12 protein-coding genes and 2 pseudogenes are annotated in these 14,304 nt (G+C 29.5%); 7 read left to right on the forward strand and 7 right to left on the reverse strand.

Going from position 1 to position 14,304, the window contains the following annotated elements; all coding sequences use genetic code 11:
* Window positions 1-106: 106 nt before the first annotated feature.
* The 5 genes and pseudogenes from CLOPA_RS18625 (at window position 107) to hepT (ending at window position 2,759) form a co-directional block, all read left to right on the forward strand.
* Window positions 107-689, forward strand: a pseudogene (locus CLOPA_RS18625) (TetR/AcrR family transcriptional regulator).
* Between the two features lie 253 nt (window positions 690-942).
* Entirely contained in the window at window positions 943-1,365 is a 423-nt protein-coding gene (locus CLOPA_RS18630) for a GNAT family N-acetyltransferase (RefSeq protein WP_015616980.1), read from the forward strand.
* Window positions 1,366-1,485: 120 nt separating this feature from the next.
* Window positions 1,486-1,881: a hypothetical protein gene (locus tag CLOPA_RS18635; protein WP_015616981.1), complete on the forward strand. Its 396-nt coding sequence runs from the start codon at window positions 1,486-1,488 to the stop codon at window positions 1,879-1,881.
* Between the two features lie 67 nt (window positions 1,882-1,948).
* Window positions 1,949-2,356: a type VII toxin-antitoxin system MntA family adenylyltransferase antitoxin gene (mntA, locus tag CLOPA_RS18640; protein WP_015616982.1), complete on the forward strand. Its 408-nt coding sequence runs from the start codon at window positions 1,949-1,951 to the stop codon at window positions 2,354-2,356.
* Window positions 2,349-2,759, forward strand: a pseudogene (hepT, locus tag CLOPA_RS18645) (type VII toxin-antitoxin system HepT family RNase toxin). Before mntA ends, hepT begins: the two are co-directional and overlap by 8 nt.
* 80 nt (window positions 2,760-2,839) lie before the next feature.
* Here the strand turns inward: hepT and CLOPA_RS18650 are convergent.
* The 5 genes from CLOPA_RS18650 to rpiB form a co-directional block, all read right to left on the reverse strand.
* On the reverse strand, window positions 2,840-4,081 hold the full coding sequence (locus tag CLOPA_RS18650) for a HAMP domain-containing sensor histidine kinase (RefSeq protein ID WP_015616983.1): 1,242 nt from the start codon (window positions 4,079-4,081) through the stop codon (window positions 2,840-2,842).
* 6 nt (window positions 4,082-4,087) lie between these two features.
* Window positions 4,088-4,783, reverse strand: coding sequence for a response regulator transcription factor (locus tag CLOPA_RS18655; protein WP_015616984.1), 696 nt, complete (start codon window positions 4,781-4,783; stop codon window positions 4,088-4,090).
* Between the two features lie 412 nt (window positions 4,784-5,195).
* Complete coding sequence (locus tag CLOPA_RS18660; protein WP_015616985.1) at window positions 5,196-7,706, reverse strand: ABC transporter permease; 2,511 nt, start codon at window positions 7,704-7,706, stop codon at window positions 5,196-5,198.
* 90 nt (window positions 7,707-7,796) lie between these two features.
* Window positions 7,797-8,483, reverse strand: a complete 687-nt coding sequence (locus CLOPA_RS18665) for an ABC transporter ATP-binding protein (protein WP_015616986.1) — start codon at window positions 8,481-8,483, stop codon at window positions 7,797-7,799.
* Window positions 8,484-9,126: 643 nt separating this feature from the next.
* On the reverse strand, window positions 9,127-9,597 hold the full coding sequence (rpiB, locus tag CLOPA_RS18670) for a ribose 5-phosphate isomerase B (protein ID WP_015616987.1): 471 nt from the start codon (window positions 9,595-9,597) through the stop codon (window positions 9,127-9,129).
* Between the two features lie 476 nt (window positions 9,598-10,073).
* Here rpiB and CLOPA_RS18675 point away from each other — a divergent pair, with 476 nt between their 5' ends.
* Window positions 10,074-10,376 carry a glutaredoxin domain-containing protein gene (locus tag CLOPA_RS18675; RefSeq protein WP_015616988.1) on the forward strand — a complete coding sequence of 101 codons (303 nt, stop codon included), beginning with the start codon at window positions 10,074-10,076 and terminating at the stop codon, window positions 10,374-10,376.
* A 352-nt stretch (window positions 10,377-10,728) separates the two neighbouring features.
* Here the strand turns inward: CLOPA_RS18675 and mscL are convergent, their stop codons facing one another.
* Complete coding sequence (gene mscL / locus CLOPA_RS18680; RefSeq protein ID WP_015616989.1) at window positions 10,729-11,160, reverse strand: large-conductance mechanosensitive channel protein MscL; 432 nt, start codon at window positions 11,158-11,160, stop codon at window positions 10,729-10,731.
* Window positions 11,161-11,528: 368 nt separating this feature from the next.
* Window positions 11,529-12,083, reverse strand: a complete 555-nt coding sequence (locus CLOPA_RS18685) for a rubrerythrin family protein (RefSeq protein WP_015616990.1) — start codon at window positions 12,081-12,083, stop codon at window positions 11,529-11,531.
* Window positions 12,084-12,497: 414 nt separating this feature from the next.
* Between CLOPA_RS18685 and CLOPA_RS18690 the strand changes: the two genes are divergently transcribed.
* Window positions 12,498-14,240: an ATP-dependent metallopeptidase FtsH/Yme1/Tma family protein gene (locus CLOPA_RS18690; protein WP_015616991.1), complete on the forward strand. Its 1,743-nt coding sequence runs from the start codon at window positions 12,498-12,500 to the stop codon at window positions 14,238-14,240.
* Window positions 14,241-14,304: the final 64 nt, after the last annotated feature.

A 14,304-nucleotide genomic window follows, 5' to 3' on the forward strand; every position in this document is an offset into this window, starting at 1 on the left:
TTATATAATATACTAAACGTTCAGTATTGTAAAGTATATTTTTTTAATATATAATATACGTATAGTTTTAAAATTCATTTATACTAATATAAGGAGGTTATTTACAATGGATAAAAAATTAGGGCGTCCTCGCAGTGAAAAAACAAAAACAGATATTCTTACTGCTTCATATGACTTATTAATCGAAAATGGATTTGGAGCAGTAACCGTTGAAAAGATTGCTGAAAGAGCTGGAGTTAGCAAAGCTACTATTTATAAATGGTGGCCAAATAAAGCTGCTGTTGTTATGGATGGTTTCTTAAATGCTACTACTGTGAAGCTTCCAATACCTGATACAGGGTCAGCTATTGACGATATGTTCATTCAAGCCAATAATTTTGTAGAATTTCTAATGAGCAGAAAAGGAAATGTAATTACTGAAATAATAGCTGAAGGACAGTTTGATCCAAAGTTAGCTGATATATATCGTAAAGCATATTTTAAGCCTCGCCGAAGTATTTCAAAACAAATTTTAGAACGTGGAATTTCAAGAGGAGAATTAAGAAAAGATCTGAATATGGAGTTAAGTATTGATTTAATTTGGGGACCTGTATTCTATAGATTATTGATAACTGGTGAAGTAGTTGATAATACTTTTGTAAGAAATTTGATAAACTTATGTATTTGAAGGAATCAAATCAAATTTTTAGAAAAGGGGTGGACGCCAAGATAAGTGTAAAAACCGACAACTTGAAGAAATAATATTCCATCAGGTTGCTAATTGTATTATTTCTTCAATATTGGGTAGTTCCAGCAAACGTGTCACCAGGGGCAAAGTATAACTAAAAAAGGTAGTACTGCCTTTTTTAGTTGAGGAACAATATTCATAGAACGACACACAATTTTAAATTCTAAATTGTAAAAAAATGCGTACTATAATTTTAAATGTGGGGGTAGATAGAAATGATTTCTTATAAACTTGGATTAGAGTATATTAATTGGTCTGAACTTTTCAATTTGTATGAAAAGGTAGGACTGTTAAGACGTTTTATAGAAAATAGAGAATTTGATAAAATTCAATCTGCATTTCAAAAGAGTTGTAAGGTTGTTACAGCATGGGATGGAGAAAAGTTGGTAGGTTCTTGCAGAATGTTATCTGATAGTATATGTTATGGTGCTGTGTTTAATGTAGGAGTGCTACCTGAATATCAGAAAAAAAGCGTTGGAAAAGGGATGATGAATTTACTATTAAAAGGAGAAGAAAATATAACTATTCACCTAACTTCAACATTTGGGAACGAAGATTTTTATAAAAAATTGGGTTTTAAGAAGCATAAAACTGCATATTCAAAATATCCATTTGAATCAAAATATGTTGAGGATTAGATGTTACATAATATTCTTATAAGTTGTATAAATATATAATTAAATAAGAATGCACTAAATTTCAAGTTTGTGATAAAATATTAAGTATATAAAACCCTTAATTGGAGGTGCAAATTGAAAATGAGAAATTTTTTAGATAGAATTCGTTACTATTTTAGAGACTGCTACGGTATTGATAAGCTTTCCACCTGTATTCTTGTTTTATCTGTAATCTTAAGTTTTATAAGCTTTAACAGATATGTAGAACTTGTAGCCTTTGCTTTACTGGTGTACGTTATCTTTAGGACTATTTCACGAAATAAATATAAACGCTATCAGGAACTGGCTGCCTTTAATAGTTTTTTGTTTAAAATACAGCAGAAATTTTATTCAATTAAAACTTCCTTCAGTCAGCGTAAAGATTATAAAATACTTAAATGTCCAAATTGTTCTCAAAAATTAAGATTACCTAGAAACAAAGGAAAAGTAACTATTACCTGTAGTAAATGCGGCACTAAGTTTAAGGCTAAATCATAATGACAATTGTATTATATATTTTATAGTTATTTGGTAAATAATTATAAATATTGAGGAAGTGATACTGTTGAACTTAGATAAAAACACTATAGAAAATATAAAAAATTTTCTTTTAAATAATTTAGAACCGTATGCAATATATTTGTTCGGTTCTAGTGCAAAAGGTATATTTAGAGAAGATAGTGATATAGATATAGCATTTTTAAATAATAAAAATATCTCTGACTATGAATTATTTATGCTTGCTCAGGAATTAGCAGATACAGTTAAAAAAGACGTGGATTTAATAAACTTAGAAAATGCCTCAACTGTATTTAAAGTTCAAATAATCTATAATGGTGAAAAAATATATTGTTCTGATGATACCAGAGTAGCCTATTTTGAAATGTATGCTTTTAAAGATTATGCCACCCTAAACGAAGAAAGGGAAGTGATTATAAAAAGCATAAAGAAGGGAGGTTCTGTATATGAGTAATGATGTAATAATTAATAAAATAGCCGTCATAGAAAGATGCATAAGAAGAATACATGAAGAATACGATAGCAACCCTGAAAACCTAAAAAATTATACTAAACAGGATTCCATAATTTTAAATATTCAAAGAGCCTGTGAAGCTTCCATAGACATGGCCATGCATATTGTCTGAGATAAAAAATTGGGTATTCCACAAAATAGTAGAGATGCTTTTGAATTACTTTACAGTAATAAATTCATTGATGAAAATATGCTGAAAAACTTAAAGTCAATGGTTGACTTTAGAAATATAGCAGTTCACGATTATCAAACTGTAAACTTAAATATAATAAAGGAAATAATTAAAAACCATTTAAAAGATTTAAAAAGTTTTCATGAACTAGTATCAAGTAAGATGTTGTAAATAACTTTAATAAAGTCTGTAAGCTTAATAGTTTACAGACTTTATTTCTATAAATTACGATATATAAATTATTGCCATTTTTAGTATTTAAGAAATGTAATAACAAATCTAGTTCCTTCACCAACTTTACTCTGAGCTTCAATAATACCATTATGTGCCTCTATTATTGACTTTGAAAGGGCCAATCCTATTCCAATGGACTCACTATTATTTGAAGTTCTTGCCTTATAAAATCTCTTAAATATATTTGGTAAATCCTCTTCACGTATACCTTCCCCGTTATCTTCAATAGTAATTCTTCTATAAACAGGATTTTCATTAAGACAAATATCTATTTTACCATCTTGTTTACTATGTTCTATTGAATTTTTTATAATATTTATTAAAGCCTCTTGAAGCCATTCATTATCGTGCTCAAATATCACTTGTGCACTTTCCTTAAAATTTATTTCCACATTAGCTTCTGATGCTTTACCTTCTAACGCTTCCAAAGAATCCTCTATAGTTTCATTTAAACTTTGATCTTCTTTATTAAATTCTATTGCCTTGGCATCAAGCCTTGCCAATTTCAATATACTTTTTATAAGCCAATTCATTCTGTAAAGCTGATTTTTGTTACTTACTAAAAATGTATTACTTTGCTCTTTAGATAGTTCCTTAGTCAATAAAATATCATTATATACAATCAGAGATGAAAGTGGTGTTTTAAGTTGATGAGATATATCCGACAATAAATCTACTAAAAATTGTTTTTCTTTTCTCAATTCATATAAATTATTCCTTATTATTCCTCTCATAGAATTGAAGGAAGTAGCAAGTTTTGACAGATCACCTTCCCTATCCTCACTGATAGATATGTCATATTCTCCATCTAGTACTTTTTTTGCTGCAAATGTCAATCTTCTTATCCTTTTATAGAAATATACATACTGTACATAATTAAATATGAGAAATATAATTGCCATAATAATAAATATAGTAATAATAGAATAGGTATTTTTTACTACAGTTTTATTTACATATGGAAAAAGCTGATTTTCTAATGTGGGTGTTAAACCATATTGCCTTAATATACCCTTTCCTTTTTCTGCTTCTTTATCTGTTACTTCCCTTGTAATAAGCGGTGCTATTTCATTTTGTAATTCCGGATTTTTTTCCCATATCCTTGCAGTAATAGCTCCAAGACTTTTTATGTAATCTTTCTTTAGATTATCATGATATAATTTTAAAGTAAAAATAGTTATTATCATGAATATTATATTTAAAGACAAAAGAATTGCTGAACTTATTTTAAGCTCAGGATTACCAAAATACCTTTTCATTTTTATCTACTCCTTAACAACACTTTTATTCCACAGATACCCCATACCTCTTTGAGTTACTATGTACTCTGGAGCTTTAATATTGTCTTCTATTTTTTCTCTTATTCTCTTAATGTAAACAGAAAGAGTATTTTCATCAAAAAATGCCTCTTCACCTTCAATTAACTCCCTTAGTATTTCTCTTCTTTTTATTATAACCATAGGCTTATTCATAAATATTAACAGTAGTTTGTACTCCTGAGCTGTAAGCGTGACCTCTTTCCCATTTTTTGTTATATAAGCTGTTGAGGTATCCATAATTATATCACCACTCTTTAAAATATTGCCATTGAGTGTATTTTTATAATTTCTCCTTATCAACACCTTAATTCTTGATAAAAACTCCTTTACCCCAAAGGGCTTTGCCATATAGTCATCTCCACCTATTTCTAGTCCCAGCACTATGTTAACCTCATCATCAAGAGCTGTTAAAAACATTATTGGGATATTACTTTCATTTCTTATATATTTACACAAATCATATCCGCTTCCATCAGGCAAATTGACATCTAAAATAACCAATTGAAATTTTTCCTTTTGAAATATCTTCTTTGTTCTTTCTACTGTAGATGTTCTTAAAACTTCATAGCCTGCATCCTTTAAAGTAAATTCTATTCCAATAGCCAATGGCTCATCATCTTCTACCAATAATAATCTATACATAACTTCACCCCATTACTTTTAAATGATGACTAACAACTGAACACCATCTACAAAGTAAGGAACCCCTTGTTAATCCTCCAATGGGTGTTCAAAGATTAAGTAACCATGTAAAAGCGTATATTCTCTGTGCCTGCTTAATCTGGATATACAGCATCACATTCCTGGATAACAACTTCTAAAATTAAGTAAAAGTAGAAATTCTCTCTAAATCTAAAAATTCTGCTTATATGTATTATAATACCATCAACTATGTCAAAAAGTAATAATTATATAATTAGAGTTTTTTATATAATTATTACTTTCTTATGCTATATTAAAATTATTGATACAGAATATCCTTAGCATGTTTAACTTGAAATTTTAAATCAAGCCAAGGTTAGACTTTCTTTTATGAATGGAGGTATATCCTAATCTAGGAATCTTCCCTTATTACTTCAATTAGATTTTCTTTATTAATTCTTTTCAGTGGTGATAATACTGAAATATAGCCAATTACAATAGAACAAATCGCTGCAATACCCATTGCATTCCAAGGTATATTCCATGTAAATTCTCTTGCTGTCCTTAAACTTTTAAATAATAAGTAAGACAATGCGGTACCTGTAATAGAGCCATAAATTGTTCCAACAATACCGTAAAAGATTCCTTCTAACACTATCATTTTCCTTAATCCTTTTTGAGTCAAACCTATTGATTTTAAAGCAGCAAATTCTCTTTTCCTAAGTATAATGTTAGTTGTCAGTGTATTTACTATGTTAACACTTCCTATGAGGGATACAACTACAACAAACCCATAGATAAGTATCTGTACCATTAATGTTCCTGACTTCATATTTCTGTTATTATCTATCATATCTATTACATTTAAGGACGGATTTGATTTTACGGCTGTTTCAATTTCTGTTTTTACTGTGTTTTCATTTTTGATATCTTTAATTGTTATATTTAAGCTGTTTGGTTTAACATCACTTACACCCATTAAATTCTTAGCTACTTGTTCTGTTGTAATAAGCTTTAACTGGTTTTCATCTTGGCTAAGAAAATCGAAGGGATCATCGTTGAGAATTGCCATAACCTTGGCTTTTTTTACAGCTCCTTTTCCAAACCCAACACTTGGTTTTGAAAAATCAACATACTGAAGGTCTATTTCATCCCCCACCTTTATATTGGCAATTGGTCCAACATATGTTTTCTTTGTATTATTATTATAAACATGATTTTTGTTTATAATAATAACTCCATTTTCATTATTTAGCCTATTTACATCCAGAGTCCCAGCGTGTAAATATTTTTTTGCTGCTGTTAAAGAGGCAGTGTCATAAATCTCTAACCCACCATTTAAAAGTGATTTTTCATTATTATTTAATGTAGTTTTGCTATATACTGTTTTCATATCCTGAATTGCTTTAATCTCACTGTTTTTATCAATTGCTGCATAAAAATGATTTAAATCATATACCTTGTATGCCTGACTTATGGATTTAATAGATTCTATATTTTGAATTATATTATCATCTAAATTTGTTTTTATACTTTGCATTGAATTTCCAGTTTTTCTAGCTGGTTCAACTACAAAATGAATATTTCTTGATTCATTTACATTTTGTTTTATATTTAATGCCATATCTAAAAATGATTTAAATGTTACAAAAAGTGCCACACTTATTACTATAGAAAAAATGGTTATTCTATATCTTTTTCTGTTTCGTTTTATATTTTTACTGGCCAATGCTCCTTCAAAGCCAAATATTTTTTGTACAATTTTACTATTTCTTCTTTTTATCTTCTCCTTTGTTATTGAAGTTCTACTATTTATAGCTACTAGGGGCGATATGCTTCCTGCAAATAATGCAGGGATAAAAGCTGAAACATAGGTTGCTGCTACGCCTACCACTCCACTGATTGCCATAACTTTAAATGGTATTACTGGCTTAATTACAGAAACTGAATTTCCACCAATTATTCTAAAAACTATATCTATAGTATAAATAACTGCAATACTCAATAACAATCCTATAGGTATGCTAATCACAGCTAATACAGTTGCTTCTCTTAGTACAAGTTTTCTGATCTGTTTTGGAGTTGCTCCTACAGCTCTTAAAAGCCCAAATTGCTTTATTCTTTCTACAACACTGATTTGAAATGAATTGTAGATTACTGCAATTGTTGCTATGAGCACTATTGAAATAATTACAGCCGCAGCCAAGTAAAGTCCATTAAATGAAGAACCGCCACCCCCTGCTCCCTCAAAACCCAGTAAATATGAATTTTCTAGAACAGTCCCTTTCTTACCCAACTGCTTTAACTCTTCAACTGCTTTTCCCAAATTTGTTTTAGAGCTTATTTCTACAAGCATAGTTGAATTATTTTTGTCAATATTACTTGTTTTAGTTAATAAAACTCCCTCATTTCCAATTTGACTTCTTACAGTATCCTCTAATACTCCTACTAGTGTATACTCTTTATTGTTGAATTTAATTTTATCTCCTACTTTGGCATTATTGTCAATCTGCTTCAATACAAAGCTTTCCACTGCGGCTTCCTTTGTATTCTGAGGAAGTCTTCCCTGCTTTACTTTATATGACATAAGTTCTAATGCGTTATCTGTTGCTGTTACTTCGTCAACAACCAGTTTATTTCCCAGCTTTTCTTTATAATCCACTCTAAATAATCCGCTTCTCGAAACCTTAGGATTATTGGTTACCTCAGATATTAAATTATTATCTGCATTTGAAAATTGTAAATGCCAGGAACCTATTGAACTTTTAATATTCTCTATTTCTGCTTCCTGCATACCTGCAATAAAAAGACCTATAGAAGCTATTAATGCTACTGATAATACTATACCTATAATGGTAAGTATGGTCCGTTTCTTACTTGATTTCAAATACTTTCCCGTAAGCTGTTTGTATCCAGTTATCATATTTACGTTTTCCCCCTCTATTTCCTTTAAGCATGTAAAAGTTATTTAGATCTCTATGCCTGTTATATTCCAAAACTATATTAAGTAATTTTAGTTATTTTTTAAATATTTATCCGAAGCTATTTCTCCATCTTCAATTGTGATTATCCGATCCGACATTGAAGCTATATTGACATCATGGGTAATTAATATTAGGGTTTGATTATATTTTTTTGCTGTATATTTTAATAATTCAATAACTTCCTTTGAATTTTTACTATCAAGGTTTCCTGTAGGCTCATCTGCAAATATTATTGATGGCTTATTCGCAATTGCTCTGCCAATTGAAACCCTCTGCTGCTGTCCTCCCGATAACTCTGAAGGTAGGTGATATTTCCTGTCTTTAAGCCCTAATATTTCAATTAGCTCTCCTAAATAAGCTTTATCAATTTTATCATTGTCCAATAATGACGGCAGAGCTATATTTTCTTCAACATCCAAAACTGGTATAAGGTTAAAAAACTGAAATACGAAGCCGATTTTTCTTCTTCTGAACACTGCAAGCTCTTCTTCCTTATTATCATAAATGTTTTGTCCATCCACTATTACTTTTCCACTGGTAGGCCTATCAAGTCCGCCCAAAAGATGAAGAAGTGTACTCTTACCAGAGCCAGAAGCACCTACAATTGCAACAAATTCACCTTTGTTAACTGACATATTTATGTTTTTTAGCGCTTCTACCTTTGTTTCACCCCTACCATAAGTCTTATTTAAATTTTCAACCTTTAAAATCTCCATTGATATCTTCCTCTCTCTCTTTTATACATTTTCAAAAAATAACAGTTGAAAATCTTACACTAGATTAGCTTATTATTTTTTGAATATACCTCAATTAGTATACCTAAATTATATTCGTCTACTGTTATTGATTCCATATCTATTTCCTTACAATTTAAAAGTACATTCTTACAATTTAGTAAGAATGTACTTTTAAATTTTGGTAATAAATTCTTTGTAAAATAATCAAACGCTTCATACCTAGAACATTTCTACTACATATAACAATTAACTACCAAGCTTCTTGACATTACCTTGCCAAGCCTTCAGCAATTAGTCTAGTTAAACTTAACTAGACGCACACCTCACAAAAGCACCAGTATCTCTACTGGTGCTTTTTCCATATAAATATTAAACATCTGAAGGGGGTAATCTTCATGAGTTTATAATATCAAGGCAATGTTACAGTTTCTTTTCCATATTGTAACTAATATTTATACTAAACAATAATATTTTATGAACAGAATTATAATCTAAATTAATTCAATATGAATATAAAAATAACTTCCCATGCAATTACACAGAAAGTTATTTTTATATGTACCATAGTTAACTTATATACACTGATAAAAGAATAATATAATTTTAATTGACAATTTATAACTTATATCTCAGAAAGCTTTTTTAAATGTCTTTCACTGATTTCATTTACCTTCTGTACACGTTTCTCATATTTTTCAATTCCAGAAAAGAATTCAGTTTTCATCCATACATCTACAATATCAAGAGCTATTGCAGAACCTATTATTTTTCCACCAATACATAATACATTACTATCAGTATGCTGACGTGCTAATTTTGCACAGAAAGGATCCTGGCAAACCACAGCAGTTACTCCATATATTCTGTTTGCAATTAATGCACTACCATAACCAACTCCATCTACAAATATTCCACGATCAGCTTCTCCTTTTCCAACAGCTAGAGCTGCAGGATAAACAAAATCCGGTAAATCACAGGAATCCTTACTATGTGTTCCAAAATCTATTACCTCATGTCCCTGACTTTCTAAAATTGCCTTTATTTCTTCTTTTAATTCAAACCCAGCATGATCATTTGCCATTGCAATTTTCATTATTATGTACCTCCATCACTTATACTTTTTAAAATTAATTTTAAATTTTGTGTATATATGTTGCAATAAATTATATTCATAATAAAGTATTCATTTAAGTAGCTGCTATCTAAATGTTATTTATTAAATGAAGAATTTTAATTACAACTTATGTATTTTATAAAATTTAGTGAATGAATATATCACTTATAGTAATATTATATCACCTAAAATTTAGCTATACAATGTTAATGACCATGGAATATACACATATCAATTATAATTTTTCTAATTCAATTTTGTATTTATTAATTACTAATTAGTAATTATTATTGATAATTCCAAAATAATATGCTAGTATTATGTAAATACCTTTTAATTAAATTATCAAGTATAAAATATTGTAACTATGAAAAACTAAAATTATTAAAATGTTTTAGAGCATTATTATATGAAAATATTAATACACAAATGAAATAAATTAGGTGGTGGTAATAATGAAACCTGTAACTATGTTTGTAACTAATTGGTGTCCATATTGTAAACAAGCACTTTCTTTTATGGACAGCTTAAAAAGAGAAAATCCAAAATATCAGGATATTGAAATTAAAATAATTGATGAGGAAATTCATCCAGAAATATCTAAGCAATATGACTATTACTATGTTCCTACATACTATGTTGGAAATTTTAAAGTTCATGAGGGTGTGCCTACTAAAGAAATTGTAAAACAGGTATTCGATAGAGCTTGTGCTTCTAATGAGAAAACCTCAATTTTGTCCGATGACTACCCACTGTAATACTCCAATCGCACTATGTGAAAGCGGGAGTAAAGAGTGGCTACGTCCCTGGATAACGATTTACCCTAAAGGACAACGAGTTCTAAGTATCATAAATACTGATACTTAGAACTCTGTTAGTAAGTATCATAAATACCGATACTAAGAACTCTGTTTATAGTAAATATTAATTGTTTATATTTACTATATCAATATAAATAGAATCTTGTTTTTATACTATCTCCAATTATTTTAAAGATAAATCATGTGAAGATAAATAACAAATAAAATATATTAGTATACTGACTAGTTATCTATTTACGAATGCCTAAAATAGAAAAAATGAGTCTAACCTTTGGCTAGACTCATTTTTTTATTCTTCTAACACTGATGTACAATGAGGACATCTTGTTGCTTTAATAGGTATATTTGTAACACAATAAGGACATTTCTTTTCTGTTTCAATCTTTTCCTCTTTCTTTTTAAATCTATCAAGCTGTTTTATTACAATAAAAATTGAAAATGCAATTATTAAAAATTGTATTATATCATTCAAAAATACTCCATAATTTATAGTAGGTGCTCCTGCTTTCTCAGCATCAGATAAGGAACCATACTGATTTCCACTTAAATTAATGTATAACTCACTAAAATTAACTCTTCCTAAAATAAGTCCAAGAGGTGGCATAATAATATCATTTACCAAGGAATTAACTATCTTCCCAAAGGCCCCACCTATTATTACAGCTACAGCTAGATCAATTACATTTCCCTTTAATGCAAATTTTTTAAAATCCTTCCACATACTAACACACTTCCTTTGTTTGATTTTTAGACACTATTCTACTATATATGTTACAATAAATCATATTTATTATCAATGAATCTTACTCAGTGGGATTTTGTATTCCCACTGAGTTTAGATGAATTATCCAGGGACGTGTCGCTGTTATCCCCACCTTTAGTGGGTGGAGTATTACAGAGGCTAGTCATCGGATAAAGTGTACATTTCATTAAAAAATACTATTGAATAAGTATTTTCTGGCTAAACCTATTAAAAATCTTAACGTATTGAAACTGATTATTTCTCCTTTACAGAAAAAGAGGCTGCTTTTAATACATATTAATGCATTAAAAGCAGCCCCCTCAAATACTATAACAATATATTTTATTTTAAAAACTTTTAAAAATTTCCTTTTTAGCACCGCAGACTGGACACTTTTCAACATTATCACCAATTTCTGTATAACCACAAATTGGACATACATAAATTTTTTCAGATCCTATATCTGTTTTTGCTTTAGCTTTGTCCTGTGCATCTTTAAATAATTTAGCATGAATTTTTTCTGCTTCTAATGCAAAATGAAAAGATCTTTGAGCATCTTTTTCATCTTGAAATTTTGCAGTTTCAAGATATACAGGGTACATTTGATCAATCTCATGAAGTTCTCCATTTATTGCTCCCTGAAGATTTTCAACTATGTTTGTATTACCAAATACAGCTCCAGCGGCAACAGAACTATCCCCTACCTGCTCTTTAAGTACAGTAAAATGATTTTTAGCATGAACAAATTCTGCGTAAGCTACGCCTCTAAAAAGTCTTCCTATGTTAGGATATCCATCTTTTTCTGCTTGATCACCCCATATAAGATATCTCATATGAGCCATACTTTCTCCACCATAAGCAGAACGTAAAAAATCAGCAGTCATTGCATTGTTTAATGCCATAATAAAACACATCCTCTCATTATTTAGACATAAAAAAATACATAATAAGTCAAAATTTTTGTTAATCCTTTAAATCATATAATGATAATTTAGATATAGTTAATATATGCTTATCTCCTGTACCTACAATATCATATAAAATAAAAAACATACTGACCAATTATTTTTTGAATATGTCTTATCTCTTAATATTATTAAACTTAAGCTTTAATAATATACCTAATTATACCATAATAATATTTAGACTTTCTAGTTTTAATCATTTGAATAATGTTAATTAATGATTATGGTTTAAATGTTTTACACAATTATAATAGATTAAATAAAATTTCCATTAGACTTTTATAAAGAATTCTGTATAATATATTATGTAAACCAAAATTGATTTTAAATTACTCCCTAGGAGGTATATGAATGCATAAACTTAAGAATAAATATTTGCTAATACCTATGGCCACAGCAGCCATATCATTAGTATTACTTATTATTTTTAACTTTGCTAGTGGAAATGTTAAAGATAAATCCTACTTAGATTTTCAAAAGGATATGGCGAATCATAAAGTTTTAAGCGTCTCTCTCACTAATTCACCTGAAATAGATGTAAAATTAAAAGATGGAACTATATATAAAACAGATAACCCAAGAACAGATACTTTTAAAGCCGATTTATTAAATAAAGGTGTAGAAGTTTCAGAACAATCCTTTTCGTACAATAGAGATATAGCCCCTACAGCTTTATTATCACTTTCTATAGTTACCATAATTGTCATGCTTATAAAATCAAGTAATGTTACTTCTAAAAGTTTATTTTCTGTGGATGCTCTTTCCACAGATGTGGTAGAAGATATAGGTTTTAATTTTAAAAATGTAGCGGGAAATGAGGAAGCTAAGGAAAGCGTAAAAGATGTAGTTGATTTTCTAAAAAATCCAGAAAAATATAATTCCTACGGTGCAAGAATGCCAAAGGGTATAATACTTTATGGAGAACCCGGTACTGGTAAAACCCTTCTCGCTAAAGCTGTTGCTGGAGAAGCTGGAGTTCCTTTTTATGCTATGTCAGGTTCAGATTTTATTCAAGTGTATGTAGGAGTTGGTGCCAGTAGGGTAAGACAGTTGTTTAAAAAAGCGAGATCCCACGGTAAGGCTGTAATATTTATAGACGAAATTGATGCTATAGGTAAAAAAAGAGAATCTGGTAAAAATGGTGGTTCTGATGAAAGGGATCAAACCCTCAATGCATTACTAACAGAAATGTCAGGTTTCAATGAAAAAGAAGGCATAATAGTTATGGCTGCTACCAACAGGCTTGACATGTTAGACTCCGCTCTATTAAGACCAGGAAGATTCGATAGACACATAGAAATAGTATTACCAGATTTAAATGCTCGAAAAGAAATATTAAATCTTCATTTAAAAAACAAACCTATAGGTAAAATTGATATAAATGATTTAGCTCGTAAGACCTCTTATTTTTCTGGTGCTAAATTAGAAAATCTTGTTAATGAAGCTGCTATTCTTGCCTGCAAAGCAAATAGCAAATTTATAGAAAATATACATTTTGATAAAGCCTATTCCATTGTAATAGCTGGTTATGAAAAAATTAATCGCTCAAATATTAGTGAAAAAGACAGATCCATAACTGCTTTCCACGAGGCTGGACATGCTTTAGTATCTCTAAGAATGCTTCCAAAAGAAAAAATTTCTAAGGTTACAATTATACCAAGTACTAAGGGAGCAGGTGGATACACTTTAAGTATACCAGAAGACAAGCTGTATCAAAATAAAGATTATATAATGAAAAAAATAATGGTACTTCTTGCAGGCCGAACTGCTGAAGATATAATTTTCGGTAAGGATTTTATAACTACAGGCGCATACAGTGATTTTAAAGAGAGTACAAGATTGGTGACAAATATGGTGACACAATATGGTATGGGACAAACTCTTGGGCTTTTGAATCTATCTGAATTGTCAAATATTAACTATAACCCAAGCAATGATATAGTTAAAGAATGCAAAAATATTATCAATTCTCTATACGAAGAAACCAAAAATGTTTTACTTTCGAATAAAGATATTTTAGACAAGCTGGCATCAGAACTTTTAACTAAAGAAACTCTCAATGAAGCTGATTTACTTAATATAGTAAGTCAGTAAATAAATCCACCCCAGAAGTGTAGTTTAAAGGTGATTAAAAAATACACTCCTGCGGTTATAACAA

Source organism: Clostridium pasteurianum BC1 (assembly GCF_000389635.1).
Lineage (GTDB): Bacteria > Bacillota > Clostridia > Clostridiales > Clostridiaceae > Clostridium_I > Clostridium_I pasteurianum_A.

Coding starts and splice junctions, on each gene's coding strand:
- CLOPA_RS18630 (WP_015616980.1), top strand. CDS start 943: ATGATTTCTTATAAACTTGGATTAGAGTATATTAATTGGTCTGAACTT.
- CLOPA_RS18635 (WP_015616981.1), top strand. CDS start 1,486: ATGAGAAATTTTTTAGATAGAATTCGTTACTATTTTAGAGACTGCTAC.
- CLOPA_RS18650 (WP_015616983.1), bottom strand. CDS start 4,081: ATGAAAAGGTATTTTGGTAATCCTGAGCTTAAAATAAGTTCAGCAATT.
- CLOPA_RS18655 (WP_015616984.1), bottom strand. CDS start 4,783: ATGTATAGATTATTATTGGTAGAAGATGATGAGCCATTGGCTATTGGA.
- CLOPA_RS18660 (WP_015616985.1), bottom strand. CDS start 7,706: ATGATAACTGGATACAAACAGCTTACGGGAAAGTATTTGAAATCAAGT.
- CLOPA_RS18665 (WP_015616986.1), bottom strand. CDS start 8,483: ATGGAGATTTTAAAGGTTGAAAATTTAAATAAGACTTATGGTAGGGGT.
- rpiB (WP_015616987.1), bottom strand. CDS start 9,597: ATGAAAATTGCAATGGCAAATGATCATGCTGGGTTTGAATTAAAAGAA.
- CLOPA_RS18675 (WP_015616988.1), top strand. CDS start 10,074: ATGAAACCTGTAACTATGTTTGTAACTAATTGGTGTCCATATTGTAAA.
- mscL (WP_015616989.1), bottom strand. CDS start 11,160: ATGTGGAAGGATTTTAAAAAATTTGCATTAAAGGGAAATGTAATTGAT.
- CLOPA_RS18685 (WP_015616990.1), bottom strand. CDS start 12,083: ATGGCATTAAACAATGCAATGACTGCTGATTTTTTACGTTCTGCTTAT.
- CLOPA_RS18690 (WP_015616991.1), top strand. CDS start 12,498: ATGCATAAACTTAAGAATAAATATTTGCTAATACCTATGGCCACAGCA.